Genomic DNA, 25525 nt, shown 5'->3' with positions numbered 1-25525 from the left:
CTGTCACGGCGAGCCAGGCAGAAAAGTGCTTTCATTCAGCCTGAGTACAGGCTGTCGGCACCACACAGCTCGACGAACGGTAGCTTAACCAAAACATGCCATAGCGTGGTTAGTCAGTGTAGCCATACAGCCGAAAACGCCGAAGTCTCCTGCATAAAGACTTCGGCGCAAAGGGCATGATTCAAATTAGATGACGAAAGGGGACGCTCAGGGCGCCAGACGCTCGCGCGTCCATTGGCCCGCTTGCAGCCGATAGTTAAGACGGTCATGCAGGCGGCTGGCGCGGCCTTGCCAGAACTCGATGCGCTCGGGCAACAAGCGATAACCCCCCCAATGCTCAGGGCAGTCGGGCTGGGTGTCGCTGAAACGCTGTTCGGTCGCCTTGAGCAGCGCCTGCAGTTCTTCGCGATCACCAATGACCTTGCTCTGCGGCGATGCCCACGCCCCCAGGCGGCTGCCCAGAGGTCGTACCTGATAATAAGCATCCGATTCTTCAGGCGTGACCTTGACCACGCGACCTTCAATGCGCACCTGGCGCTCGAGGGTCGGCCAGAAAAAGGTCATTGCCGCGAATGGCCGCGCCGCCAGTTGTTCACCCTTGGCGCTCTGATAGTTGGTAAAGAAGGTAAAGCCCTGCGCATCCAGGCCCTTGAGCAACAAGATACGACAGTGCGGTCGACCCTCCTGGTCGACCGTGGCCAGGGTCATGGCATTGGCCTCCACCGGTGCCTGCTCGGTTTTCACCGCATCGGCGAACCATTGGTGGAACAAGGCAAACGGCTCGTCCGGGGCCTGGGCCTCGCTCAAACCGTCCCGTGTGTAGTCACGGCGCATATCGGCCAGTGCCTGGGTCATGCGGCGTTATCCTTCTGGTTCAACGGATCAGTTTTTCGCCTGGTCGTTACTCGCCGGTGCAGCAGCCTTGGCCTTGGCCGGAGCCGGTTTCTTTGCAGCCGGTTTGGCCGGGGCTTTTTTAGCGGCTTTAGCAGCCGGCTTGGCGGCGGCTTTCTTGGCTGGCGCTTTCTTCGCAGGAGCTTTTGCTGCCGGGGCCGGTGCGGGAACATCCTGCACGGCAACCATTTCCGCCACAGGCGGGGTCTTGCCCGAGTTGTACTTGTTCAGCAGCGCCAACATAGTTGTACGCTGAGTGAACATGATTTCCATGCGACGATTCAGCGCACGGCCCTGGGAACTGTCGTTGGCGGCACGCGGCATCAGGTCGCCCATGCCACGCAGCATCAGGCGATCCTGCTTCAAACCGCTGAGGCTGAAAATCGAGGCAATCGACTGCGCACGTTCCTTGCTCAGCGCCTGGCTGGCCGGCGCGCTACCGGTGGCATCAACGTGGCCCAGCACCAGTACGGCGGTCTTTGGATCCGCTTCGACGGCCTTGGCGACGCGAGTGAACGGGCCCAGGGTCACCGGCAGCAGCATCGCTGGACGTTTCGGGTTGTAGGAGCCGTCCACCGGGGCAATCACTACCAGCACGTTGTCACGACGTTCCAATTGCAGGTTGCTGTCCTTGATGGCGGCACGCAGGCGCGGCTCGTAATCGTCCAACCAGGCCTGGGTGATTTTCGGATCAGGCATCGGCACATTGGTCACATCGACCTTGGCCAGCGGCTTTGGCTTGGTATCGAACGGCCACCACCAGTGGGCTTCGGTATCGGTCTTGGCCACGACCGGAGCACCGTCCGGAGCCGGGGTTGCGGCCTTGAGGTCAGCTTTCAGGTCGGCCTTGGCCTCGGCGGCCTTTTCGTCGGCGCTCTTGGTGGAGAAGGGCCACCAGCTGGAGCCTGTGTCAGCCTTGGCTGCCGGAGCAGGCGCTGCGGCAGCGGCAACAGGCGCGGCATCCTTGGCGCCAGCAGCGGGCTTGGCATCCGGCTTGGCGTCGGTTTGGGTCACTGCGTCCTTGGTAGCAGCCTTATCGGACCCAAATGACCACCAGTGCCCACCTTCGGCATCATTCTGTGGTGTTTGTGCACAGCCGGTAATAGTGAGGCACAGCGCCAGTGCCAAGGACTTGTTCGATAACATGAGATATCCACAAAATGAGAAAAAACCAGGGGGGGCCAGGTGCCCCGTTAAACCGACGCTTAAAGAACATTGAAGTTACATCATTGCGTTCAGCGTCTTCTTATACGTGTCTTTGTAACAAAAAATTGTGAAACAGCAAGGGGTTTATAGACAACCGGCCAATATTCCGACCAACTTCTGCGCACGTGGGTCCATAAGTACATAGGGCCCCAGGGTATTAGTCACGAAACCGAACGCTACATCGTGCTCTGGGTCGGCAAACCCTACCGAGCCCCCTGCCCCGGGATGCCCAAAGGCGCGCGGGCCAAGGCCGAATGTCGCATTGGGCAACTGCGGTTGATCCAACATGCAACCCAGGCCGAAACGGGTTTGGGTCAATAAGGTTTTATCCGGGCCAATACTGTGTTCACGGGTCAATTGTTCGAGCATGTCGCTTTCCAGCAAACTACCGTCCAATAAACCGCTATAAAACCCGGCCAGGCTCCGTGCATTCCCGTGACCATTTGCCGCCGGTTGCTGCATACGCCGCCACTCGGGTTTATTAGTGCTGGTCAGAATAGACGGTGGGTTGGCAAATGCACGGGTAGTCATGGCCGTGGGTTCACGCATCATTACTTGAAGTAACCGTTGTGCCGCTGCATCGCCCATATTGCCTTTGCTGCGCGCTATATGGGCGACACGATAGAACTCTTCGTCCGCCAGGCCGACGTGAAAATCCAGCCCCAATGGCCGCGCCACCCGCGCCACGATGGACTCCCCAGGCCCGCGCCCGTCGGCACGGCGCAGCAGCTCGCCGACCAACCAGCCATAGGTGATCGCCTCGTAGCCATGGCCCTGGCCGGGTGTCCACCACGGCGCTTCGGCCGCCAGGGTATCGACCATCAGTTGCCAGTCGTACAGGGCTTCGGCGGGCAGCATCTCGCGGATCGCCGGCAACCCGGCCTGATGGCAGAGCAACTGGCGCAGGGTGATGGATTCCTTGCCCGCCGCCGCGAATTCCGGCCAGTACTCGGCCACGGGCGCGTCCAGCTTCAGCTTGCCTTCGGCCACCAGTTGCAGCGCAGCGACCGCAGTGAAGGTCTTGGTGCAAGAGAACAGGTTGACGATCGTGTCGCTGTGCCAGGCTTCGGCGCCGTCCTTGTCGGCGGTGCCGGCCCACAGGTCGACGACCGTCTCGCCGCCGACCTGGATGCAAAGCCCGGCACCGCGCTCCTGAGGGTCATCGAACAATGCGGCGAACGCTTCACGTACCGCTTCGAACTGGAGCTCGTAATGACCCTGAATCTGCACCTGAGCGACCTCGAAAAACATCATGAAAAGTGGCCGACATTGTTCCAGCCATTAGGGGTTTTGTGAACCCATCAACGACGAATCAATGCCCATTTGCGGAGTGCCCGCCGGCGTGCCCGGCGCCCTGGCCTGCGTCTTTGCCGGCCTGGCCTGCCCGGCCGCCCTCGCTCTCGCGTGCCGCGCCGACCGCCTTGGCCTTTTCGGCCGCCTTACCCAACTGGTCGACCGCCGCGAGATTGCTTTTGCGCACGCTGTCGACAAAGCCCTGAAAGGGCACGTCGGTAATGCCAACGAGGCCGAAGTGACCGTTTTCACCGTCCAGCAAGCGCCCGGTCACCGGCTGGTCCAGGTACTGGAACCAGTGCACGCCGACAATCGACGGCTCCGCCATGGCTTGCTTGAGGAAGGCCGCGTACGCCGCGCCACGCTCTTCTTCGGCGGCCAATTGGGTGACGCCGCCCCAGAACGGGCCACGGTCGGTCGAGCCAAAATTGAATTCGGTGATCAGTACCGGCTTGTCGAGTGCACGCAGGGCGGCGAAGTCATAACCGTCCTGGGGCTTGAGGGTGTACATGTTGAAGCTCAGCACATCGCAGTACTGGGCACAGGCTGCCACGGCTTCGGGGGTGCTCACCGCATAACGCCCACCCAGCAGCAACTGGTTGGGTGCGTGCCATTTCAGCGAATCGGAAATGGTCTTGAAGTAGGCGTCGGCGAAGGTCTTCTGGAAATACTTGAAGTCAGCCTCGATTTCGGGATGCTCCGGGTCAGGCATCGGCGGCTCGAAGCCAGGGTCTTCCATCAGTTCCCAGCCGGCCAGGTGGATGCCCCAGGCTTTCGACAGGCCTTCTTCATTGCGGTATTTGTCGCGCAGTTGCTTGAGGAAGGCACGCTTGGCCGGTACGTCGGTGGTCATGCGCAGGGTGCCGTAGGCCAGGGCGTAACGGGATTTTGCATCGTCGCCAGGGCCGGCCCAGGCCAGTTCGTTGTCGGCAAAGAAGCCGATTAGCCACGGGTCGTCGCGATGATCGCGAGCGGCAATGGCCACGGCGCGTTCAGTGGCCATGGCAAAGCGTGGGTCGAACGGGTCGGGCATGCCGCCCCACCAGTCGGTGCCGGTGCTGATGCTGGCGTAGTCACCCACAATCGACAGCGGCAAGGTGTAGGGCACGCGGTCGGCCGTGGCCAGGTCCGGATCGCTCCAGTTGCCCACGGTATTGAAGCCCCAGGCTTGCAGGCGGTCGAGGGTGTGGCTCACCCAGCGCTGCTGGTCGAAACCGTCGGTGCCGGTTTCAGTGCCATAGGTGCGCTGCAGGTTGGCGCCATAAAAATCATACCAACGCCCTGCGCCAAAACCGCGCCCCTCGCCCGCGCCGTTGCCGGTGCGGTTATCGCCGCTGCCGTAATACTTGTCGAAGGGCTCGCCGGCCTTGGGCAGCGCCGCAAACATCCACTCACGCCCGGCGACGTAGCTCTGGCTGTTGTCCGGGGCCACGGTGTTGACACCCAGCGAGTAGAACGGATGGCCTTGCGGTGTGACCAGATACCAGCGACCGTCGCGCTTTTCGGTGCGGAAGAAACCGCTGGCGTCGAACGCCGGGCCCTTGTTCCAGCCGCCGTATTGATCCAGGGACGACTTGTCACGCTCGGCAAGCCACGCCTTCAGTTGTTGTTGCTCCTTGGCCGCCGCAGCCTTGAGCTGCTCGTCGTTGCTGACTTTTTCCGGCCAGCGCGCGCGGGTGGACTGGCCGTAAGCGTCCACCAGTTCGCTGTAGGCCGCTTTCAACACCGGCTCGCTGTCCTGCACGCCAAAGCGCTCCAGCAGGATGCTTTGGGCGGCATTCGGCTTGATCATTGACAGCGTCACCGACACCACCTGGCTGCGGTCGATTTCCCCGGCGCTGGCAGCCAGCAACACACGCTGGCCGTCCACGGTCATCGGCATCGGCGGGCCGGCCTTCATGCCCTGGCTCAGCGGCGAGTGGGCTTGCAGCGGCACCAGCAAGGTCTGCGCCGGGCCGGCCGGCAGGTCGATGCGGCTGACCAGGGTTTTACCGTCGGCACTTTGTACCTTTACGTAGAGGGTCAACGCCCAGTTCATGGCGCTCTGGATACGCAGGCTCATGGCGCCCGATTGCGACCAGTCCCACACGCCCGTTTGCGGGCTGAGTACCAGGCTCGGCTCGGCGGCCGGGTTGAAGGTGATGCGGCGCAGCACCTCGCCTTCGGGGGTTTGTTCGGCGTTGTATTGCGGCAGGCTGGCGTCCTGGGTCGCCACCTTGACCACATCAGCGGGCCGGACGAAATTGAACAGGGTTTGTTGCCCGGCCGGCGCGGCCAATAGCGGCGCGGCGAACAGCAGGGCAAAAATAGCGGGCAGCGTGCGAATCATACGAACAAGGTTCTCCCAAACGGCCGATGGCTGGCCTGATGACATACAGTGAGATAGACCACGCCGTGGGCGAATTCGCCCACGGTGGCTTAAGAAATTTCGCGCCTGAACGGCGGCAAGGCATTCAAGATGGCCTTGCCATAGCGCTGGGTGACCAGGCGGCGATCGAGCAAGGTGATGGTGCCCCGGTCCTGCTCGGTGCGCAGCAAGCGCCCGCAGGCCTGCACCAGTTTCAGGGAAGCATCGGGCACCGAGATTTCCATGAACGGGTTGCCGCCCCGGGCTTCGATCCATTCGGCCAGCGCGGCTTCAACCGGATCGTCCGGCACCGAGAATGGAATCTTGGCGATGACCACGTGTTCGCAGTAGGCGCCGGGCAAGTCCACGCCTTCGGCAAAGCTCGCCAGGCCGAACAACACGCTGGAATCACCGCCATCGACCCGCGCTTTGTGCTTGTTCAAGGTCTCCTGCTTGGACAGGTTGCCCTGGATAAACACCTGTTTACGCCAGTCGCGATCAAGGCCGTCAAACACGTCCTGCATCTGCTTGCGCGACGAAAACAGCACCAGGGTGCCCCGCGAGCCTTCCACCAATCCGGGCAGGTCGCGGATGATCGCCGCCGTGTGCGCCGGCGCGTCCCTTGGGTCGGCCTTGAGGTCGGGCACCCGCAGCACGCCGGCGTCGGCGTGGTGAAACGGGCTCGGCACCACCGCGGTGACAGCCTTTTTCGGCAGGCCGGCGCGCATGCGGAAGCGGTCGAAGGTGCCAAGGGCGGTCAGCGTGGCCGACGTCACCAGGCAGCCGTAGGCCACGTTCCACAGGTTGCGGCGCAGCATTTCGGCGGCCAGGATCGGGCTGGCATTGACCTCGATATCGAACAGCGCACCGCTTTCCGACAAGGTCAGCCAACGCGCCATGGGCGGGTTGTCTTCCGGGTCTTCGACGGTAAAGGCGGTCCACAACTCCCAGTTGCCCTGGGCGCGGGACAGCAGGCTACCGAACAGCGGGTACCATTCTTCGGCCTGGTTGCTGGCGATGCCGATATTGACCTCGCCATCCATGCCTTCCTTGAGCAAGTCCGTCAGACGGGTGAACAGGTCGGTCAGGCGTGAAAAGCCTTTCTTCAGTTCAATGCCCATTTCGCGCATATGCTCGGGAATCATCCCGCCAACAAACCGGTGACGCGGCCGCTCACGGCCTTCCACATCTTCGCCGGGCTTGAAGTCGGCCACCTGCTCGCAGGCGCTGAACATGAACTGCTGCTGGGTCTTGATCTCCCGCGCCAGCTCGGGCACCTGTTCGATCAGCTTGCCCAGGTCACCGGGCAGCGGATGCTGGGCGAGCAGCTTGGTGAGGTTCTTGGCGGTGGTTTCCAGCCAGTCGGCGGTAGAGCGCAGGCGCGTGTAATGGGCAAAGTGGCCGATGGCCTTGTCCGGCAGGTGATGGCCTTCGTCGAACACGTACAGGGTGTCGCGCGGGTCCGGCAGTACGGCGCCGCCGCCCAGGGCCAGGTCGGCCAGCACCATGTCGTGGTTGGTGACGATCACATCAACCTTGCCCATGCCTTCGCGGGCCTTGTAGAAGGCGCACTGGCCGAAGTTGGGGCAATGGCGGTTGGTGCACTGGCTGTGGTCGGTGGTCAGGCGCGCCCAGTCGGAATCCTCCAGGGCGGTGGGCCAGCTGTCGCGATCACCGTCCCATTTATTGCCGGCGAGTTTCTCGATCATGCTGGTGAACAGCTTCTGGCTGGCCTCATCGACCTCGATCTTGAAGCCTTCTTCTTCGAACAGCGAGGCGGTGGCGGTCTGCGCGTGGCCTTCCTGCAGCAACACATCGAGCTTGGACAGGCACATGTAGCGGCCACGCCCCTTGGCGAGGGCAAAGGTAAAACTCAAGCCGCTATTGCGCATCAGGTCAGGCAGGTCTTTGTAGACAATCTGCTCCTGCAGTGCGACGGTCGCCGTGGCGATCACCAGGCGCTTGCCCGCGGCCTTGGCGGTGGGGATCGCAGCCAGGCTGTAGGCCACGGTCTTGCCGGTGCCGGTGCCGGCCTCGACGGCCACGACCGCCGGTTCGCCCGCACGGCGGCCCTCGTCGTCAGTGTCGATATCCCCGAGGACTTTCGCCACTTCGGCGATCATCAGGCGTTGGCCGTAGCGCGGTTTCAAGCTCTTGGCTTCGAGAAAACGCGTATAGGCGCCCTGGATCGTAGTTTTGAGTTCAGTGCTGATCATGGATAGTCGGGCGCAAAAAACGCTGGATAAATTTTCAGTGGTTCGGATCGGCCGCTATCATACCCCGCTAATTAATCCCGCGCAGAACGGAGTACCACAATGACCGCGTTTAGCCTCGCTTACACCCTGCATGTATTGGCCGCCCTGATCTGGGTCGGCGGTATGTTTTTCGCCTGGATGATCCTGCGCCCCGCCGCCATGGCGGCCCTTGAGGGCCCTGCCCGGCTGAAGCTGTGGGCAAATGTGTTTCAACGTTTTTTTGTATGGGTGTGGGTGGCGGTGCTGGTTTTGCCGATCAGCGGCGTCGGCCTGCTACACCTGCGCTTCAACGGCTTTGAAACCGCACCGCGTTATGTACAGGTGATGATGGGCTTGTACCTGGTGATGACGGCGCTGTTTATTCGCATCCAGGCGTTGAAGTTTCCGGCGTTGAAGGCGGCGGTGGCGGCCGAGGATTGGGCGGCGGGCGCGGCTGCATTGGGGCAGATTCGCAAACTGGTGGGCGTTAACTTGATTGTGGGGCTGGTGGTGGTGGCGATTGCTTCGGCTCGGCCGATGTTCTGAATAGACCTATAGTCCGCTATCGGGGGCAAGCCCCCTCCCACATTGGAATGCATTCCAACTGTGGGAGGGGCGGTGCGACGATTCGACTTGCCCCCGATAGCGTCAGAACAAGCGACTCAGAGGCGCTGGATAGTCACAGACCCCGCAGGCCCAGCCGGCCCCGGCTGCCCTTCCAACCCCGGCCGGCCTTTGTCGCCGCCATCGGCGCGGTACACCAGGCAGCCCTTGGACTGCCCGCCCTTGCCAGGTTTGCCCGCTACACCGGCCAAACCACCGGCGCCGCCGTCCACCAAGATCTTGATCTTGTCGCCAGGGAAATCCTGAGGCAGCTCAATACGCACCGCCGCACCCGACGCCCCCGGCAACCCATCGCCGCCATTATCGCCATTGAACCCGCGCCCGGCTGAACCCCAGGTGCAACCTGGGTCGACGCCATTGGCGCCATCCAGGCCCGCATACCCTTGGGCACCGGCGCCACCACGGGCATCCACCGACAGTTCTTCAGCCGTCAGCGAATCAATGCGCAAGGTCAGGTCACGCCCGGCTTTGGCCGGTTTTTCATGAGTGCCGGGTGCGCCGCGGGAGGTGATCTGGCTGCCGTGCTCCAGTTGAGCCTGGCGCACCTGCAACTGCAGCGCGGTATTGCCGGGGACAATCGCAATGCGCGCGTCACGCCCCAGATGCAGTTCTTTCACCGCGATCTGACTGATGGTGGCTGGAATCAGCAGGGTGCCGTAGTCCGCCACGTCCAGGCGCTCCAGTTGCAACACGCTGGTGCTGCTGGGCAGGCGCATCAACGAGTTGGTTTCGACACTGACACTCTGGGCCAGGGCAACGGGGCTGACCAACAGGGCCAGCAGAAAAACCTTACGCATCATGGGGCTCCCGAGTGTTTTCAAATTTTTCTTTGGACGCACAGTAACGACTTCTGCAGGCGCTTTGCCAGTGAAGGATCAAAAAACTTCGCACGCAACGACTCAAGTGCCGGCGGTATTACCCGGATGCTCTAGGCCCGCACGCCCAGGCGCGCTAGTCTCTACGGTCCTGATGTGAGGATCTGCGATGATCGCTGGAATTTCTTCCCGTACGCCCCAGCAAGCGTTGGCTGCGCTGCTGGACCTGCACGCTCCCAAACGCCTGCTGCTGTTGGGCGCCAGCCACTTCCCGGCACTGGATGCGTTTAAAACGGCGCACCCCGATGTGCTCGTCAGTGTTGCGCAACCCGGACCACTGCCTGCCGACCTGGCGGCGCAGCGTTTTGACCTGGCGCTGGTGGTCGATTGCCTTGAACACCTGCCCAAACCCCAGGGTCTGAGGTTATTGGGTGGTATCCGTAACCTCAATGCCAGCCGCATCGCGGTGCTGGTGGACATGGATGCCTGCGCCTGGAAGGACACCGACTTTTTTTCCCTGGCGTTGCAAGCCGGTGAGCGTTTCCAGCGTGATGAGCAGGTGCTGACGCTGTTTACCTACGATCTGCTTGACTATAAACAAGTGCCGGACTGGCTCAACGCTCGCTTCTGGGCCAATCCGGAAAATTTTGGAAAGTATTGGTGGTAACACGATGAGTACATCCATTTGCCCCTGCGGCAGTGGCAATCTGCTGGACGCCTGCTGCGGCCATTACCACGCCGGCCACCCGGCGCCCTCTGCCGAGGCGCTGATGCGTTCGCGTTACAGCGCCTACGTGCTGGGCCTGGTGGACTATCTGGTGAGCACCACCCTCCCGGCGCAGCAAGCGGGCCTCGATCGCAATGCGATTGCCGCCTGGAGCGCTCAAAGCACCTGGCTCGGCCTTGAGGTGGAAAGCTCAGAGGTGTTCGGTGGCCAGCCGGAGCACGCCTTCGTCACCTTCACAGCGCGCTGGCACGACAGTGCTGGTGAACACAGCCACCGTGAACGCTCTTCTTTCGTACAGAACGAGGGGCACTGGTACTTCATCGATCCGACGGTGGAGGTGAAGGCCGGGCGTAATGATGTATGTTTGTGTGGCAGCGGACAGAAATTCAAGAAGTGCTGTTCCAGCTACTTAACGACCTGACAGGGATAACGCCAATGCTCCGCACCTTCAGCTTGATGCTGGCGTTAACCCTGGGCCTGACCGGCTGCGCCTCGTGGTTCGAAGACGATTCGCCGCCGCCCCACGTCTCCCTGGTGAACGTCGAAGTGGTGCGGGCCAAGCTGCTGGAGCAGAAGTTCAAGCTCTACTTTCGCGTGGACAACCGCGACGACGCTGACCTGACCGTGCGTGGCCTGATCTACAAGGTCACCCTTGGCGATCTGGTGCTGACCGAAGGTGAGTCCAACGAATGGCTGACCGTGCCGCCGCGCAGTCATAAATTCTTCCGGGTGTCGGTGCGCACCAACCTGTGGCCACGCATACGCGATGTAGTGCAGATGCTGAAGAATCCCGACCGCCCCGTGCCCTATCGCCTGGAAGGCGAGCTGAAAACCGGATTATTCATCGGTAATGACGTGCAGGTGGCCCACAATGGCGAGATAATCCCCGGCGATTTTATTCCGGAGCGACATCGATGACTCAGCAACCCCATGTCCATGGTCCTGACTGCAACCACGATCATGCTCACGATCATGGTCACGATCACCATGATCACGACCACGGCCATGTCCACGGCCCGAACTGCGGCCACGCTCACCAGGAGCCGGTGCGCAACGCCTTGAAAGACGTTGGTCGCAACGACCCTTGCCCCTGCGGCAGCGAGAAAAAATTCAAGAAGTGCCACGGCGCTTAAGCTACCCAATATCCAATGTGGGAGGGGGCTTGCTCCCGATAGCGGTGTGTCAGTCGACATAGGCTTCGACTGGATGACCGCAATCGGGAGCAAGCCCCCTCCCACATTGATTTGCACATAAGCCTGAGTACTCACGTAATTACAAAACTCCCGCTTGCGTCGTTTCGCCGCGCTCACTAACGTAGCGCCTTTAATGACGCTACCCCCCCGCAGGAGCTTTGCCATGGCCTCGCCAGCCCTTATACATTTTCTTCCCCGGTTCGGCGTTGCCGCGGCAGTGGCCAGTGCGTTGAGCCTGGCCGGTTGCCAGCTCCAGAGCACCCAGGACAGCCTGCCCCCCATGGCCGGCGTACAGCCGATAAAGGGCCTGGCGCAAAACGTGTCGATACGCCGTAATGCCCAGGGCATGCCGCTGATTGAAAGCAACACCTTCCACGACGCGCTGTTCAGCCTCGGCTATGTGCACGCCAGCGACCGGATCACCCAGATGGTCACCCTGCGGCTGCTGGCCCAGGGCCGTCTGGCGGAAATGTCCGGCCCGGAGGTACTCGATGTCGACCGTTTCATGCGCGCGGTCAACCTTAAAAAGAGCGCAGGCGAGCTGTACAACGCTTCATCGCCACGGCTCAAGCGTTTCTTTGAAGTCTACGCACGGGGCGTTAACGCCTACCTGTTCCGCTACCGCGACAAGCTGCCGACAGACCTGGCCCAGACCGGCTACAAGCCTGAGTACTGGAAACCGGAAGATTCGGCGCTGCTGTTCTGCCTGCTGAATTTCAGCGAGTCGAGCAACCTGCAGGAAGAGATTTCGTCGCTGGTGCTGGCGCAGAAAGTCGGTGTCGACAAGCTCGCCTGGCTTATCCCAAGCGCGCCGGACGAGGCCATCCCGCTGGCCGAAGCCGATAAACTCAAGGGCGTGAACCTGAGCCAGATCACCGGCCTCGCCGGGTTGGACACGGTCAGCCAGCAACTCAACAGCCTCAATGCCCTGGACGTGACCACTTCCAGCAACTGGGCCATCGGGCCGCAACGCAGCCGCAGCGGCAAAAGCCTGCTGGCCAACGACCTCGCCGCCCAGCCGCAAGCGCCGTCACCTTGGAGCTATGTGCAGATCCGCGCCCCGAAATATCAGGCGGCCGGCGCGTCGATTGCCGGCCTGCCGACCCTGCTGTCGGGCTTCAACGGCAAGGTCGCGTGGAGCATGAGCGCGGTCAAGGGCGATACCCAGGACCTGTTCCTGGAGAAGGTCAAACGCCAGGGCAGCGCGTTGTACTACGAGAACAACGGAAAATGGCTACCGGCCGGCGTGCGTAACGAAACCTTCTTCGTCAAAGGCCAACGCTCGATTCGCGACGTGGTGTACGAAACCCGCCATGGCGCCTTGCTCAACAGCAGCCAGGCCCTCACCAGCGGATATGGCCTGGCCCTGCAAACCGCTGATTTGAAGGACGACAAGAGCCTGGATGCGTTCTTCGACCTGTCCCGCGCGCAAAACGCCGGTAAGGCCTCGGACGCCACCCGCGAAATTCGCGCCATTGCGTTGAACATGATCTTCGCCGACGCCAGCAACATCGGCTGGCAAGTCACCGGCCGCTTCCCCAACCGCCGCGAAGGCGAAGGCCTGCTGCCCTCGCCGGGCTGGGACACGCGCTTTGACTGGGACGGTTACGCCGACGCCATGCTGCATCCCTATGACCAGGACCCGGCGCAAGGCTGGATCGGCACCGCCAACCAGCGCACCGCACCGCGTGGCTATGGCATGCAGCTGTCCAATTCCTGGGATGCGCCGGAGCGCAGCGAGCGCCTGGCGCAACTGGCCAATGCTGGCAAGCATGACAGCCGCAGTCTGATCGCCATGCAATACGACCAGACCACCCTCTTTGCCGCCAAACTCAAAGGCATGTTCCAGGCGCCGGGCATGGCCCAGCCGCTGAAACAGGCAATCGATGCGCTGCCTGCGGCCGAACAGGCCAAGGCGCGCGAAGCACTGGGCCGCCTGATGGCCTTCGATGGTCGCCTTGCGCCAACGTCCGCCGACGCGGCGCTCTACGAGCTGTTCCTGCAAGAGAGCGCCAGACAGATCTTCCTCGACAAACTCGGTCCGGAACAGAGCGCCAGCTGGAAAGCCTTTGTCAGCAATGCCAGCCTGTCCTACTCAGCCACCGCAGACCACTTGCTGGGCCGTGAAGACAGCCCGCTGTGGGATGACACGCGCACGCCGCACAAAGAAGACAAGCCGGCGATCCTCGCACGCACCCTGGCCGCCACGATCAGCACCGGCGACAGCCTGCTGGGCGCTGATCACAAGGCCTGGCAATGGGGCAAGCTGCACACCACCACCTGGAAAAACACCAGCGGCCAGGTGATCCGTGGCCCGTTGGCCAGTGGTGGCGACCACAACACCCTGAACCCGGCACCGTACCGCTGGGGGCAGGACTTCAATGCGGCCCAGACGTCGGCGTTGCGCATGATTGTCGACTTCGGCCAGCCGGAACCGATGACGGGCCAGGGCGGCACCGGCCAGTCCGGCAACCCGGCCAGCCCGAACTATGCCAACGGCATCGACCCGTCGCTCAAGGCGCAATACCTGAGTTTCCCGATGCAGCCGCAGAACTTTGACAAGGTGTATGGCAAGACCAGGTTGACCCTGACACCCGGCAAGTAACCCGGCGCTCTGATCGTTCCCACGCTCTGCGTGGGAATGCCTTTTGCGACGCTCCGCGTCGCGCGAACCGAGCCGAGTTTCAGCTACCGTGCACAGGTGACGCAGAGCGTCACGGGTTGCATTCCCACGCGGGAGCGTGGGAACGATCCTTGATAGCAGTAGTTCAGTCAATGAATGTGTTGACTGTCACACCGCTATCGGGAGCAAGCCCCCTGCCACATTTGGACCCCATGCATTCAGATAGAACTTCTCTCACCGTCATATCCTCCTAAATGATAAGCCCACCTCCTCGGTCACCCCATGGACCTTGTCATTGCCCGACCCGAAGGCCTCTATTGTCCCGCCGGGGATTTCTACATCGACCCCTGGCGCCCAGTGGAACGCTCCGTCATCACCCATGCCCACGGCGACCATGCCCGCACCGGCAATCAACATTACCTGGCCGCCGCCCCCGGCGAAGGCATCCTGCGTTCGCGCCTGGGCCAGGACATCAACCTGCAAACCCTGGTCTACGGCGAGCAATTGGTGCACCACGGTGTGACCTTGAGTTTTCATCCGGCCGGGCATGTGTTGGGCTCGGCCCAGGTGCGCTTGGAATACCAGGGCGAAGTCTGGGTCGCGTCCGGCGACTACAAGGTCGAGCCCGATGGCACGTGCGCGCCGTTCGAACCGGTGCGCTGCCACACCTTCATTACCGAATCTACCTTTGGCCTGCCGATCTACCGCTGGCAGCCGCAGGCGCAGATTTTTGCCGGCATTAATGACTGGTGGCAGGCCAATATCGCCGCCGGCAAAGCCAGCGTGCTGTTCTGCTATTCCTTCGGCAAGGCCCAGCGCATTCTGCATGGCATTGATGCCAGCATCGGCCCGATCCTCAGCCATGGCGCCGTCGAGCCGCTGAACCGGGTATACCGCGAGGCCGGTGTGTACATTCCGGAAACGCTATACGCCGGCGACTTCAAAAAAAACGATCCGCTGCTGCGCCAGGCCTTGATCATCGCCCCGCCTTCCACCAGCGGCAGCACCTGGATACGCCGCTTTGGCGATTACAGCGACGCGTTCGCCAGCGGCTGGATGCGCCTGCGCGGGACTCGGCGGCGGCGCGGGGTCGACCGTGGCTTTGTACTGTCGGACCACGCCGATTGGCCCGGACTGTTGTGGGCCATCGAACAGACCGGCGCCGAACGGGTGATGGTCACCCACGGCTCGGTCGGCGTACTGGTGCGCCATCTGCGCGAAAAAGGCCTGGATGCCCAGGGTTTCAGCACCGAATATGGCGATGACGAAGAGGAGGCCAGCCCATGAAAGCCTTCGCCGAGCTGTACGCCAACCTCGACGCGACGACGTCCAGCAACGCCAAGCTCGCGGCGCTGCAAGACTATTTTCAGCAGGCACCGCCGCAGGATGCGGCATGGGCGGTGTACTTCCTCTCCGGCGGGCGGCCGCGGCAACTGGTACCGACCCGTCTGCTGAGGGATATGGCGACGCAAGCGGCGAGCATCGAGCCGTGGTTGTTCGAAGAGAGTTACCAGTCCGTCGGCGACCTGGCCGAGACGATTTCCCTGCTGCTACCCGAATCGACCTACACCTCCGAAGACGGCCTGGCGGTGTGGCTGGAAGAAAAACTGCTGCCGCTGCGCGGCCTTGCGCCCGCTGAACTGGCCGAACGCCTGCCTGCGCTGTGGGCGCAGCTGGATCAACCGAGCCTGATGGTGTGCATCAAGTTGATCACCGGCAGCTTTCGCGTGGGCGTGTCCAAGCTGCTGGTGACCCGCGCGCTTGCCGCCATGGCCGGGCTCGACAGCAAGCGCGTGGCGCAACGGCTGGTGGGCTACACCGACCTGTCCAATCGCCCTACGGCTGCGGGCTACCTCAAGCTGATCGCTGCCGAATCGTCCGACGAACATGCGCAACGTGGCGGTCAGCCCTATCCGTTTTTTCTCGCCCACGGCTTGGCGCAACCGCTGGAGCAGTTCGATGCCCTGCTCGGCTCCCCCGCCGACTGGCAGGTGGAATGGAAGTTTGATGGCATTCGCGCGCAACTGGTCAAGCGTGAGGGGCGCCTGTGGGTGTGGTCGCGCGGCGAAGAGCTGGTGACCGAGCGTTTCCCCGAGCTGCACAGCCTGGTCAGTGGCTTGCCGGATGGCACGGTGATCGACGGTGAGATCGTGGTCTGGAAGGACGCGGTGCAACCCTTCGCCCTGCTGCAGCAGCGGATCGGCCGCAAAACCCTGAGTAAAAAAGTGCTGGAAGATGCTCCGGTGGCGGTGCTGGCCTACGATCTGCTGGAGTACCAGGGCGACGACTGGCGCAACCACACCCTGGCTGAACGGCGTGCGCAGCTCGAAAGCGTGATCGCAGAGTGTGACCAACCGGTGTTATTGCCCTCGCCGCTGCTTGAGGGACCAACCTGGCAAGCATTGGCCGAGCAGCGCGAAGCCTCCCGCAGCCTGGGTGTGGAAGGCATGATGCTCAAGGATCGCAAAGGTCTCTACGGCGTGGGCCGCACCAAGGATATGGGCCTGTGGTGGAAGTGGAAGGTCGACCCGTTCAGCGTCGACGCGGTGTTGATCTACGCTCAGCGCGGCCATGGTCGGCGCGCCAGCCTGTACAGCGATTACACTTTCGCGGTGTGGGACGGCCCGCCGGGCAGCGAGCGGAGCCTGGTGCCGTTCGCCAAGGCCTATTCCGGCCTGACTGACGAAGAAATGCGCAAGGTCGACGCGATCGTGCGCAAAACCACGGTGGAAAAATTCGGCCCGGTCAGCAGCGTTACGCCGAGCATGGTGTTTGAGTTGGGTTTCGAAGGCATCGCCCTGTCCAAGCGGCATAAAAGCGGGATTGCGGTGCGGTTCCCACGGATGTTGCGTTGGCGCCAGGACAAACCGGTGGAGGAAGCCGACAATCTCGCCACGCTGCAGGACTTACTGGCCTGACATAGTTCAAATGTGGGAGGGGGCTTGCTCCCGATGGCGGTATGTCAGTCACAGCATTTGTGTCTGATCCACTGCCATCGGGGGCAAGCCCCCTCCCACATTTGGATTTCCGTTCGATCCTAAATGGTGCACTACTCTATCAGTGCCCACTAATGGGCATTTCCTACGCTTAGAAATCCCTCATCCCACCTTTTAAAACGATCATTCGGAACTATGGTGCAGAAATTGCTACTTGGGATCCGTCTGACACCGTTCAGTAACAGTCCTAAATGCGCCACAAGCGCTTATCTTGGTTTCCAGGGAATACATAATGAAAAAAGCATTGCTGACCCTTTCTGCACTGGCTCTGTGCATGGCTGCAGGTGTTGCAACCGCCAAGGAATACAAGGAATTGCGTTTCGGTGTCGATCCCTCCTACGCGCCATTCGAATCCAAAGCCGCCGACGGCAGCCTGGTGGGCTTCGACATCGACCTGGGCAATGCCATCTGCGCAGAGCTGAAGGTCAAGTGCAAATGGGTTGAAAGCGATTTCGACGGCATGATTCCGGGCCTGAAAGCCAACAAGTTCGACGGTGTGATTTCGTCCATGACCGTGACCCCGGTACGTGAGAAGGCGATCGACTTCTCCAACGAGCTGTTCTCGGGGCCAACCTCGCTGGTGTTCAAGAAAGGCGCCGGGTACTCGACGCCTGAGTCGCTCAAGGGCAAAACCGTTGGCTACGAGCAAGGCACCATCCAGGAAGCCTACGCCAAGGCTGTGCTGGACAAGGCCGGCGTGACCACCAAGGCCTACGCCAACCAGGACCAGGTATATGCAGACCTGACGTCCGGCCGTCTCGATGCCTCCGTGCAGGATATGTTGCAGGCTGAACTGGGTTTTCTGAAGTCCCCAGCCGGTGCTGGATACGAAGTCAGCGCAGCAATCGATGACCCGCTGCTGCCGTCGAAAACCGCGATCGGTATCAAAAAAGGTAACACTGAGCTCAAGGCTCTTTTGGATAAAGGTATCAAAGCGTTACACGATGATGGCACCTACGCCACTATTCAGAAGAAACACTTTGGCGATCTGAACCTGTACAGCGGCAAATAATGCCTGGGGCGCCCCTTTTTTGAAGGGGCGCTTTTTTATCGCCATAGGTCCTGATTTATGTTCGAAGATCTGTTGCAAACCCTCGGGCTGAGCGCGTTCAGCTTGAAGGGTTTCGGCCCGCTGTTGCTGCAAGGCACCTGGATGACCCTTAAATTGTCGGTGCTGTCCCTGGCCGTCAGCGTGTTGCTGGGCCTGCTCGGCGCCAGCGCGAAACTCTCCAGCCTGCCCTTCCTGCGTATCCCCGCCCAGCTCTACACCACCTTGATTCGCGGCGTACCCGACCTGGTGTTGATGCTATTGATTTTCTACAGCCTGCAAACCTGGCTGACCGGCCTGACCGACGTTATGGAATGGGAGTACATCGAGATCGACCCATTCAGCGCCGGGGTCATCACCCTGGGCTTTATCTACGGTGCCTATTTCACCGAGACTTTTCGCGGCGCGATTCTCGCCGTGCCCCGTGGCCAGCTGGAAGCCGCCACCGCCTATGGGCTCAAGCGCGGGCAACGGTTTCGCTACGTGACCTTCCCGCAGATGATGCGCTTTGCCCTGCCGGGCATCGGCAATAACTGGATGGTGATGCTCAAGGCCACCGCCCTGGTGTCGATCATCGGCCTGGCCGACTTGGTTAAAGCCGCCCAGGATGCCGGCAAGAGCACCTACCAACTGTTCTACTTCCTGGTGCTCGCCGCGCTGATCTACCTGTTGATCACCAGCGCGTCCAACTTCGTCCTGCGTCGTCTTGAACGGCGCTACTCCGCAGGCTCACGGGAGGCCGTGCGATGATCGAGCTTTTGCAGGAATACTGGCGCCCCTTCCTTTATAGCGACGGCCAGCACATCACCGGCCTGGCCATGACTATGTGGCTGCTCAGCGCGGCGCTGGTGATCGGGTTTGTGGTGTCGATTCCACTGTCTATCGCCCGTGTCTCGCGCAGGCGCCTGGTGCGCTGGCCGGTGCAGTTCTACACCTACCTGTTTCGCGGCACGCCGCTGTATATCCAGTTGCTGATTTGCTACACCGGCATCTACAGCATCGCCGCAGTGCGCGCGCAACCGGTGCTCGATGCGTTCTTTCGCGATGCCATGAACTGCACGATCCTGGCCTTCGCCCTCAACACCTGCGCCTACACCACGGAAATTTTCGCCGGGGCGATCCGCAGCATGGCCCACGGCGAAGTCGAAGCGGCCAAGGCCTACGGGCTGAGCGGTTGGAAGTTGTATGCCTATGTGATCATGCCGTCGGCGCTGCGTCGTTCGTTGCCTTACTACAGCAACGAGGTGATCCTGATGCTGCATTCGACCACCGTGGCGTTCACCGCCACCATCCCGGACATCCTCAAAGTCGCCAGGGACGCCAACTCGGCCACCTTCATGACCTTCCAATCGTTCGGCATCGCCGCCTTAATCTACCTGGCCGTGACCTTCGCTCTGGTCGGCCTGTTCCGATTGGCTGAACGCCGCTGGCTGGCCTTCCTCGGGCCGAGCCATTAAGGAGCTTTCATGCGTCATCAGCAACATGACCTGATTGCGCCGGTGCCTGGCACGGCGCGGCAGATTCACAGTTTCCACTTCGGCCCGGAACAGGCCGACCGCAAGATCTACATCCAATCGTCCCTGCATGCCGATGAACTGCCGGGCATGCTGGTGGCCTGGCACCTGAAAGCGCGCCTGGCGCAATTGGCCGCCGCCGGGCGCTTGCGCAGCGAAATCGTCCTGGTGCCGGTCGCCAATCCGGTGGGGCTGGAACAGGTGCTGATGGACATCCCCCTGGGCCGCTACGAGCTGGAAAGCGGGCAGAATTTCAATCGCCTGTTCGTCGACCTCAGCGACGCAGTCGGTGATCAGGTTGAAGACTTGCTGAGCGATGACCCCCAGCACAACGCCCGATTGATCCGCACCGCGTTATCCGACGCCCTCGCCAGGCAAACTGCGTCGACGCAATTGCAATCCCAACGCCTGGTGCTGCAACGCCTGGCGTGCGATGCCGACATGGTGCTGGACCTGCATTGTGATTTCGAAGCCGTGGCGCACCTCTACACCACGCCCGAGGCCTGGCCACAGGTGGAACCGTTGGCGCGTTACCTGGGCTCGGAGGCCAACCTGCTGGCCACCGACTCCGGCGGGCAGTCCTTTGATGAATGTTTCACCCTGGTGTGGTGGCAGTTGCGGCAACGCTTCGGCGCGCGCTTCCCGATCCCCCTGGGCAGCTTTTCCGTGACCGTCGAATTGCGTGGCCAAGGCGACGTCAACCACGGCCTCGCGGCCTTGGACTGCCAGGCGATCATCGATTACCTGATCCACTTCGGTGCGATTGAAGGCGACGCGGCACCACTGCCCGCGCTGCCCTACCCGGCCACGCCATTGGCGGGTGTGGAGCCGGTGACCACACCCGTGGGCGGCTTGCTGGTGTTCGGTGCCTTGCCGGGGGAATACCTGGAAGCGGGGCAACTGGTCGCCGAAATCATCGACCCCATCACTGACCGCGTAACGCCCGTGCACTGCCAGCATGCCGGCCTGCTTTACGCCCGTTCGCTACGCCGCATGGCCACTGCCGGGATGGTGATCAGCCATGTCGCCGGCACTGAGGCCTACCGTAGCGGCTACTTACTTTCGCCTTGAGGATGCACGCCCCATGTACAAATTGACCGTTGAAGGCCTGCATAAAAGCTATGGCGACAATGAGGTGCTCAAAGGTGTCTCGCTCAAGGCCAGGACCGGTGACGTGATCAGCCTGATCGGCGCCAGCGGCTCGGGCAAGAGCACCTTCCTGCGCTGCATCAACTTCCTGGAAACGCCCAACGACGGCGCCATGACCCTGGACGGACAAACCATCCGCATGGTCAGCGACCGCCACGGCATGCGTGTGGCCGACGATGCCGAGTTGCAGCGCTTGCGCACGCGACTGGCGATGGTCTTCCAGCACTTCAACCTGTGGAGCCACATGAGCGTCCTGGAAAACATCACCATGGCCCCGCGCCGGGTGCTGGGGTGCAGCAAGAAAGACGCCGAAGACCGCGCCCGGCGCTACCTGGACAAAGTCGGCCTGCCCGCGCGGGTGGCCGATCAATACCCGGCATTCCTGTCCGGCGGCCAGCAGCAACGGGTAGCGATTGCCCGCGCGTTGGCGATGGAGCCCGAGGTGATGCTGTTCGACGAACCCACCTCGGCACTGGACCCGGAGTTGGTCGGTGAAGTATTGAAGGTGATCCAGGGCCTGGCCGAAGAAGGCCGCACCATGATCATGGTGACCCACGAAATGAGCTTCGCGCGCAAGGTTTCCAGCCAGGTACTGTTCCTGCATCAAGGCCGGGTGGAAGAGCAAGGTGCGCCGGCGGACGTGCTGGGCAATCCGAAGAGCGAGCGCCTGCAGCAGTTTTTGAGCGGCAACTTGAAGTAAACCTTTGTGACGCCTGGATGGTCTGTGCAATAGAGCCTCCAGAGCGTCAGCTGCCGCATGGCAAAACCCGTCGACTTCGCAAAACAATGGTTTGCCACCCGTGGCTGGCGTGCGTTCGCATTCCAGAAAGAAGTGTGGAAGGCCGTCAAGGACGGTCAATCCGGCTTGCTGCATGCCAGTACCGGCGCGGGTAAAACCTACGCGCTGTGGTTCGCTGCCCTCAATCGTTTCGCCATCACGCGCCCGCCCGCTACCGGCAAGCGCAAGGCGCCGGCCGAACCACTGACCGTATTGTGGATCACACCGATGCGCGCCCTGGCCGCCGACACCGCACGTGCGCTTGAGGCGCCGCTGGGGGCCTTGCAGATCCCCTGGAGCGTTGGCCTGCGCACGGGCGACACCAGCAGCGGCGAACGCGCCCGCCAGACCCGCCGCCAGCCCACTGCGTTGATCACCACCCCGGAAAGCCTGACGCTGATGCTTGCGCGCGCCGACAGTGAGGTCAGCCTGGCGCATCTGCGCATGGTGGTGGTGGACGAATGGCATGAACTGATCGGCAATAAGCGCGGTGTGCAACTGCAACTGGCGTTGGCACGGCTGCGACGCTGGCACCCCGACTTGCTGGTCTGGGGCATTTCTGCGACCTTGGGTAATCAGGCCCACGCGCTGGATGTATTGGTCCCACAGGGTGGCGGCGTCAATGTGCAGGGGCAATCGCCCAAACAGCTGCTGGTTGACACACTGCTGCCGCCCATCGCCGAACGCTTTCCCTGGGCCGGTCATATCGGTTTGAAAATGCTGCCGCAAGTAGTGGCTGAAGTGGACGCCAGTAGCAGTTGCCTGGTGTTCACCAATACCCGGGCGCAGTCGGAAATCTGGTACCAGGCGCTGCTGGAGGCCAGGCCAGAATGGGCCGGCCTGATTGCGCTGCATCACGGCTCGCTGTCGCGCGAGACCCGGGACTGGGTGGAACGTGCGCTCAAAGACGGCCAACTCAAGGCGGTGGTGTGCACCTCCAGCCTGGACCTGGGCGTAGATTTCCTGCCGGTGGAGCGGGTGCTGCAGATAGGCTCGGCCAAAGGTGTGGCGCGCCTGATGCAACGCGCCGGCCGCTCGGGGCACGCACCGGGGCGGCCATCACGGGTGACCCTGGTGCCGACCCACAGCCTGGAGCTGGTGGAAGCCGCCGCCGCAAAGGATGCGATTGCCCAGCGACGCATCGAAGCCCGCGAATCGCCCCATAAACCCCTGGATGTGCTGGTGCAACATCTGGTCAGCATGGCCCTGGGCGGCGGGTTCACCCCCGATGCGCTGCTGGCGGAGGTACGCGGGGCCTGGGCCTACCGCGATCTTACTGACGCCGATTGGACCTGGGCCCTGGCCTTTGTGCGCCATGGCGGGCTGTCGCTTACCGCCTATCCGGATTACCGCCGCGTAGAGCCCGACGAACAGGGCATCTGGCGCGTTCCCGATGCGCGACTGGCGCGCCGCCATCGCATGAGCGTGGGCACGATTGTCAGCGATGCGAGTATGCACCTGAAGTACTGGAGCAAAGGCGGTGGCGGCAAAAACCTCGGCAGTGTCGAGGAAGGTTTTATTGCGCGACTCAAGCCGGGCGACGGCTTTCTGTTCGCCGGACGCCTGCTGGAGTTGGTGCGCGTGGAAAACATGACCGCCTACGTGCGCCGCAGCACCGCGAAAAAAGCCGCCGTGCCGCGCTGGAATGGCGGGCGTATGCCGCTTTCCAACGAGCTGGCGCAGGCAGTGATCGAGCGCTTCGACGCGGCGGCCCAGGGGCGCTTCGACGGCCCGGAGATGCAGGCGGTGCAGCCATTACTGCTGACACAACTGCGTTGGTCCGGCCTGCCGACCCGTGATCACTTGCTGGCGGAGTTTCTCAAGTCGCGCGAAGGCTGGCACCTGTTTCTCTACCCCTTCGCCGGGCGTCAGGTGCACCTGGGGCTGGCGAGCCTGTTGGCGTGGCGAGTCAGCCGGCAGCAACCTGTGACCTTTTCCATTGCAGTCAATGATTATGGGTTGGAGTTGCTGAGCGCCACCGAGGTGCACTGGCCCGATGTGTTGACCGAGACGCTGCTCAGCCCACAGGATTTGCTCACGGACGTGGCAGCCAGCCTCAACGCCGGTGAACTGGCGTTGCGGCGCTTTCGCGAAATCGCACGCATCGCCGGGCTGGTGTTCGCCGGTTACCCTGGCGCGCCGAAAAGCACCCGGCAGGTGCAGGCCTCCAGTGGCCTGTTCTTCGAAGTGTTCAAACAATATGATCCGCACAACCTGCTGCTGACCCAGGCAGGGGAAGAAGTCCTGCGCAACGAACTGGATATTCAGCGCCTGGAAGAGACATTGCTTCGCCTGTCGTCGCTGCAACTGGACCTGCATCTGATCCAGCGGCCAACCCCCCTGGCCTTTCCGCTGCTGGTGGAGCGGATGCGCGAAAGCCTGAGTTCGGAAAAACTCTCGGAGCGCATTGCGCGGATGGTCAAGGACCTGGAAAAAGTCGCGGACAGAGGGAACGCTTGATGGTGTGTTCGGTAACGCTTGAGGGTGAGCAATTGTGGCTGCTGGCGGACAAGGCGCTGTACTGGCCGGCGCGCCAATACCTGCTGATCGCCGATGCTCACTTCGGCAAGGCCTCGGCATACCGCAGCCTCGGGCAACCCGTGCCCCAGGGCACTACGAGCGAAAACCTGCAGCGCCTGGATCGGTTGCTGGCGGCCTATGCCTGCGCTCGGGTGATCTTCCTCGGAGATTTCCTCCACGGCCCAGGCTCCCATGCCAGCGGCACCCTGGGCGCGCTCCGGGCCTGGCGAGCGCGCCACGCTGAGTTGCCGATTACGCTGATTCGCGGCAACCACGATCAACGCGCTGGCGACCCGCCTGCCGACCTGAACATTGAGGTGGTGACGGAGCCACTATTGATAGGGCCATTCGCGCTACAGCACGAACCGGACGCACACCCCAGCCATCATGTGCTGGCGGGGCATGTCCATCCGGTGTATCGCTTGCGCGGCAAGGGCCGGCAGAGCCTGCGCCTGCCGTGCTTCCAGATTGGCAAGCGGGTCAGCCTGCTGCCGGCGTTTGGCGCCTTTACCGGCGGTTACGCAGTGGAGCTGGACGATGAGCGCCGAATCTTTGTGATCGGCGATCACGAGGTCTGGCCGGTTCAGTGACGCACAGCCGTGCGTGCTGGGTCAGGCAACAGGTGCGGGAGGCGGCTCATCCGGCAGGGTGGGCTCGCCCGGTTCGGTAGGCTGCGGATAGTCCGGTTCAGGTTGGCCGGGAATGCCGCCCGCATAAGCAGGGTCGGCCATCAAGGACCAGGCCAGAACACCAATCTGGTTGGGTTCAAGCCGGGCAAGTTCTGCGCTGATTCGCGGGTTGATCTTCATAGGGCACTCCTCAAGCGTGGCTCGACGCGTTTTACACGCGCCGAAGCAGTACACCTAGATAGAGTCAATTTCCGCAGACTAATTCCCTTTACCCGTAGGAGCTTTCGATCAAGCGCGTGGGAGCGTGACGCCACGCTGGCCCTGATACTTGCCGGCACGGTCCTTATAGGACACTTCGCACGCCTCGTCGGATTGCAGGAACAGCATTTGCGCCACGCCTTCGTTGGCGTAGATTTTCGCCGGCAAGGTGGTGGTGTTGGAGAACTCCAGGGTCACATGGCCTTCCCACTCGGGTTCCAGCGGGGTCACGTTGACGATGATGCCGCAACGGGCGTAGGTGCTTTTGCCCAGGCAGATGGTCAATACGTCACGCGGGATACGGAAGAACTCCACGGTGCGCGCCAGGGCGAAGGAGTTTGGCGGGATGATGCAAACATCGCTCTTGACGTCGACGAAGCTTTTTTCGTCGAAGTTCTTCGGATCGACAATCGCCGAGTTGATATTGGTGAACACCTTGAATTCATCGGCGCAACGCACATCGTAGCCATAGCTGGAGACTCCGTACGAAATCACGCGCGCGTCGCCTTCACCACGGATCTGGCGCTCGACGAACGGTTCGATCATGCCGTGTTCCTGCGCCATGCGGCGAATCCACTTGTCCGATTTGATGCTCATGGCGGTGTCCTGAATGCGAGGTGAAAAAATTCTGTGGGGCATCTTACCGGGGCCGGCTGTGGGGTTCAAAGGGCGCAGGACTT

Annotated in this window: 23 protein-coding genes; 15 read left to right on the top strand and 8 right to left on the bottom strand. The window is 62.1% G+C overall.

Annotation, left to right across the window (positions count from 1 at the left end; translation table 11 throughout):
- Window positions 1–207: 207 nt before the first annotated feature.
- The 5 genes from pdxH to dinG form a co-directional block, all read right to left on the bottom strand.
- The gene (gene pdxH, locus C4J84_RS06585; RefSeq protein WP_124361646.1) at window positions 208–855 is read right to left on the bottom strand and encodes a pyridoxamine 5'-phosphate oxidase; all 648 of its coding nucleotides are present in this window, start codon (window positions 853–855) and stop codon (window positions 208–210) included.
- Between the two features lie 27 nt (window positions 856–882).
- Entirely contained in the window at window positions 883–2037 is a 1155-nt protein-coding gene (locus C4J84_RS06580; RefSeq protein ID WP_124369906.1) for an OmpA family protein, read from the bottom strand.
- 144 nt (window positions 2038–2181) lie between these two features.
- The gene (locus tag C4J84_RS06575; protein WP_124368943.1) at window positions 2182–3327 is read right to left on the bottom strand and encodes a serine hydrolase domain-containing protein; all 1146 of its coding nucleotides are present in this window, start codon (window positions 3325–3327) and stop codon (window positions 2182–2184) included.
- An 82-nt stretch (window positions 3328–3409) separates the two neighbouring features.
- Window positions 3410–5719 carry a beta-galactosidase gene (locus C4J84_RS06570; protein ID WP_124369905.1) on the bottom strand — a complete coding sequence of 770 codons (2310 nt, stop codon included), beginning with the start codon at window positions 5717–5719 and terminating at the stop codon, window positions 3410–3412.
- Between the two features lie 89 nt (window positions 5720–5808).
- The gene (dinG, locus tag C4J84_RS06565; protein WP_124361643.1) at window positions 5809–7953 is read right to left on the bottom strand and encodes an ATP-dependent DNA helicase DinG; all 2145 of its coding nucleotides are present in this window, start codon (window positions 7951–7953) and stop codon (window positions 5809–5811) included.
- A 99-nt stretch (window positions 7954–8052) separates the two neighbouring features.
- On the opposite strand from dinG, the gene C4J84_RS06560 reads away from it, so the two are divergent.
- Window positions 8053–8517 carry a CopD family protein gene (locus C4J84_RS06560; RefSeq protein WP_124369904.1) on the top strand — a complete coding sequence of 155 codons (465 nt, stop codon included), beginning with the start codon at window positions 8053–8055 and terminating at the stop codon, window positions 8515–8517.
- Window positions 8518–8633: 116 nt separating this feature from the next.
- Here the strand turns inward: C4J84_RS06560 and C4J84_RS06555 are convergent, their stop codons facing one another.
- On the bottom strand, window positions 8634–9392 hold the full coding sequence (locus tag C4J84_RS06555) for a collagen-like protein (RefSeq protein WP_124435077.1): 759 nt from the start codon (window positions 9390–9392) through the stop codon (window positions 8634–8636).
- Window positions 9393–9579: 187 nt separating this feature from the next.
- Between C4J84_RS06555 and C4J84_RS06550 the strand changes: the two genes are divergently transcribed.
- From C4J84_RS06550 to pdeM, 14 genes are all read left to right on the top strand, one after another.
- A complete protein-coding gene (locus C4J84_RS06550) occupies window positions 9580–10077 on the top strand; it encodes a DUF6231 family protein (RefSeq protein ID WP_124435076.1) in 498 nt (165 codons plus the stop codon).
- 4 nt (window positions 10078–10081) lie between these two features.
- A complete protein-coding gene (locus tag C4J84_RS06545) occupies window positions 10082–10558 on the top strand; it encodes a YchJ family protein (RefSeq protein WP_124435075.1) in 477 nt (158 codons plus the stop codon).
- A gap of 14 nt (window positions 10559–10572) precedes the next feature.
- A complete protein-coding gene (locus C4J84_RS06540; RefSeq protein WP_124361638.1) occupies window positions 10573–11055 on the top strand; it encodes an LEA type 2 family protein in 483 nt (160 codons plus the stop codon).
- Entirely contained in the window at window positions 11052–11270 is a 219-nt protein-coding gene (locus C4J84_RS06535) for an SEC-C metal-binding domain-containing protein (RefSeq protein WP_124369900.1), read from the top strand. The genes C4J84_RS06540 and C4J84_RS06535 overlap by 4 nt, the downstream gene beginning before the upstream one ends.
- Window positions 11271–11493: 223 nt before the next feature.
- Window positions 11494–13935 (top strand): penicillin acylase family protein, encoded by a 2442-nt coding sequence (locus C4J84_RS06530; RefSeq protein WP_124435074.1) that lies wholly within the window; start codon window positions 11494–11496, stop codon window positions 13933–13935.
- Window positions 13936–14235: 300 nt separating this feature from the next.
- Window positions 14236–15240, top strand: a complete 1005-nt coding sequence (locus tag C4J84_RS06525; protein ID WP_124435073.1) for a ligase-associated DNA damage response exonuclease — start codon at window positions 14236–14238, stop codon at window positions 15238–15240.
- Window positions 15237–16871: an ATP-dependent DNA ligase gene (locus tag C4J84_RS06520; protein WP_124435072.1), complete on the top strand. Its 1635-nt coding sequence runs from the start codon at window positions 15237–15239 to the stop codon at window positions 16869–16871. The genes C4J84_RS06525 and C4J84_RS06520 overlap by 4 nt, the downstream gene beginning before the upstream one ends.
- A 310-nt stretch (window positions 16872–17181) precedes the next feature.
- Window positions 17182–17961 carry a transporter substrate-binding domain-containing protein gene (locus tag C4J84_RS06515; protein WP_122683522.1) on the top strand — a complete coding sequence of 260 codons (780 nt, stop codon included), beginning with the start codon at window positions 17182–17184 and terminating at the stop codon, window positions 17959–17961.
- 57 nt (window positions 17962–18018) lie between these two features.
- The gene (locus tag C4J84_RS06510; RefSeq protein ID WP_124361633.1) at window positions 18019–18747 is read left to right on the top strand and encodes an ABC transporter permease; all 729 of its coding nucleotides are present in this window, start codon (window positions 18019–18021) and stop codon (window positions 18745–18747) included.
- Window positions 18744–19454, top strand: coding sequence for an ABC transporter permease (locus C4J84_RS06505; protein WP_124361632.1), 711 nt, complete (start codon window positions 18744–18746; stop codon window positions 19452–19454). The genes C4J84_RS06510 and C4J84_RS06505 overlap by 4 nt, the downstream gene beginning before the upstream one ends.
- A 9-nt stretch (window positions 19455–19463) precedes the next feature.
- Complete coding sequence (locus C4J84_RS06500; RefSeq protein ID WP_124435071.1) at window positions 19464–20582, top strand: succinylglutamate desuccinylase/aspartoacylase family protein; 1119 nt, start codon at window positions 19464–19466, stop codon at window positions 20580–20582.
- Window positions 20583–20595: 13 nt separating this feature from the next.
- The gene (locus tag C4J84_RS06495) at window positions 20596–21360 is read left to right on the top strand and encodes an ABC transporter ATP-binding protein (protein ID WP_065951958.1); all 765 of its coding nucleotides are present in this window, start codon (window positions 20596–20598) and stop codon (window positions 21358–21360) included.
- A 57-nt stretch (window positions 21361–21417) separates the two neighbouring features.
- On the top strand, window positions 21418–23898 hold the full coding sequence (locus tag C4J84_RS06490; protein ID WP_124435070.1) for a ligase-associated DNA damage response DEXH box helicase: 2481 nt from the start codon (window positions 21418–21420) through the stop codon (window positions 23896–23898).
- Entirely contained in the window at window positions 23898–24548 is a 651-nt protein-coding gene (gene pdeM / locus C4J84_RS06485) for a ligase-associated DNA damage response endonuclease PdeM (protein ID WP_124435069.1), read from the top strand. Before C4J84_RS06490 ends, pdeM begins: the two co-directional genes overlap by 1 nt.
- Before the next feature lie 21 nt (window positions 24549–24569).
- On the opposite strand, the gene C4J84_RS06480 is transcribed toward pdeM, so the two are convergent.
- Together C4J84_RS06480 and dcd are read right to left on the bottom strand one after the other, a co-directional pair.
- Entirely contained in the window at window positions 24570–24767 is a 198-nt protein-coding gene (locus tag C4J84_RS06480; protein ID WP_065886112.1) for a hypothetical protein, read from the bottom strand.
- Between the two features lie 108 nt (window positions 24768–24875).
- Complete coding sequence (gene dcd, locus C4J84_RS06475; RefSeq protein WP_048719838.1) at window positions 24876–25442, bottom strand: dCTP deaminase; 567 nt, start codon at window positions 25440–25442, stop codon at window positions 24876–24878.
- Window positions 25443–25525: the final 83 nt, after the last annotated feature.

The sequence above is a fragment of the Pseudomonas sp. R11-23-07 genome (genome assembly GCF_003852295.1).
In the GTDB taxonomy this organism is placed as follows: domain Bacteria; phylum Pseudomonadota; class Gammaproteobacteria; order Pseudomonadales; family Pseudomonadaceae; genus Aquipseudomonas.
The sequence above is the reverse complement of the archived record's forward strand: the minus strand, read 5'-3'. Positions and strand labels throughout refer to the sequence as shown.

Coding starts and splice junctions, on each gene's coding strand:
- pdxH (WP_124361646.1), bottom strand. CDS start 855: ATGACCCAGGCACTGGCCGATATGCGCCGTGACTACACACGGGACGGT.
- C4J84_RS06580 (WP_124369906.1), bottom strand. CDS start 2,037: ATGTTATCGAACAAGTCCTTGGCACTGGCGCTGTGCCTCACTATTACC.
- C4J84_RS06570 (WP_124369905.1), bottom strand. CDS start 5,719: ATGATTCGCACGCTGCCCGCTATTTTTGCCCTGCTGTTCGCCGCGCCG.
- dinG (WP_124361643.1), bottom strand. CDS start 7,953: ATGATCAGCACTGAACTCAAAACTACGATCCAGGGCGCCTATACGCGT.
- C4J84_RS06560 (WP_124369904.1), top strand. CDS start 8,053: ATGACCGCGTTTAGCCTCGCTTACACCCTGCATGTATTGGCCGCCCTG.
- C4J84_RS06555 (WP_124435077.1), bottom strand. CDS start 9,392: ATGCGTAAGGTTTTTCTGCTGGCCCTGTTGGTCAGCCCCGTTGCCCTG.
- C4J84_RS06550 (WP_124435076.1), top strand. CDS start 9,580: ATGATCGCTGGAATTTCTTCCCGTACGCCCCAGCAAGCGTTGGCTGCG.
- C4J84_RS06545 (WP_124435075.1), top strand. CDS start 10,082: ATGAGTACATCCATTTGCCCCTGCGGCAGTGGCAATCTGCTGGACGCC.
- C4J84_RS06540 (WP_124361638.1), top strand. CDS start 10,573: ATGCTCCGCACCTTCAGCTTGATGCTGGCGTTAACCCTGGGCCTGACC.
- C4J84_RS06535 (WP_124369900.1), top strand. CDS start 11,052: ATGACTCAGCAACCCCATGTCCATGGTCCTGACTGCAACCACGATCAT.
- C4J84_RS06530 (WP_124435074.1), top strand. CDS start 11,494: ATGGCCTCGCCAGCCCTTATACATTTTCTTCCCCGGTTCGGCGTTGCC.
- C4J84_RS06525 (WP_124435073.1), top strand. CDS start 14,236: ATGGACCTTGTCATTGCCCGACCCGAAGGCCTCTATTGTCCCGCCGGG.
- C4J84_RS06520 (WP_124435072.1), top strand. CDS start 15,237: ATGAAAGCCTTCGCCGAGCTGTACGCCAACCTCGACGCGACGACGTCC.
- C4J84_RS06515 (WP_122683522.1), top strand. CDS start 17,182: ATGAAAAAAGCATTGCTGACCCTTTCTGCACTGGCTCTGTGCATGGCT.
- C4J84_RS06510 (WP_124361633.1), top strand. CDS start 18,019: ATGTTCGAAGATCTGTTGCAAACCCTCGGGCTGAGCGCGTTCAGCTTG.
- C4J84_RS06505 (WP_124361632.1), top strand. CDS start 18,744: ATGATCGAGCTTTTGCAGGAATACTGGCGCCCCTTCCTTTATAGCGAC.
- C4J84_RS06500 (WP_124435071.1), top strand. CDS start 19,464: ATGCGTCATCAGCAACATGACCTGATTGCGCCGGTGCCTGGCACGGCG.
- C4J84_RS06495 (WP_065951958.1), top strand. CDS start 20,596: ATGTACAAATTGACCGTTGAAGGCCTGCATAAAAGCTATGGCGACAAT.
- C4J84_RS06490 (WP_124435070.1), top strand. CDS start 21,418: ATGGCAAAACCCGTCGACTTCGCAAAACAATGGTTTGCCACCCGTGGC.
- pdeM (WP_124435069.1), top strand. CDS start 23,898: ATGGTGTGTTCGGTAACGCTTGAGGGTGAGCAATTGTGGCTGCTGGCG.
- C4J84_RS06480 (WP_065886112.1), bottom strand. CDS start 24,767: ATGAAGATCAACCCGCGAATCAGCGCAGAACTTGCCCGGCTTGAACCC.
- dcd (WP_048719838.1), bottom strand. CDS start 25,442: ATGAGCATCAAATCGGACAAGTGGATTCGCCGCATGGCGCAGGAACAC.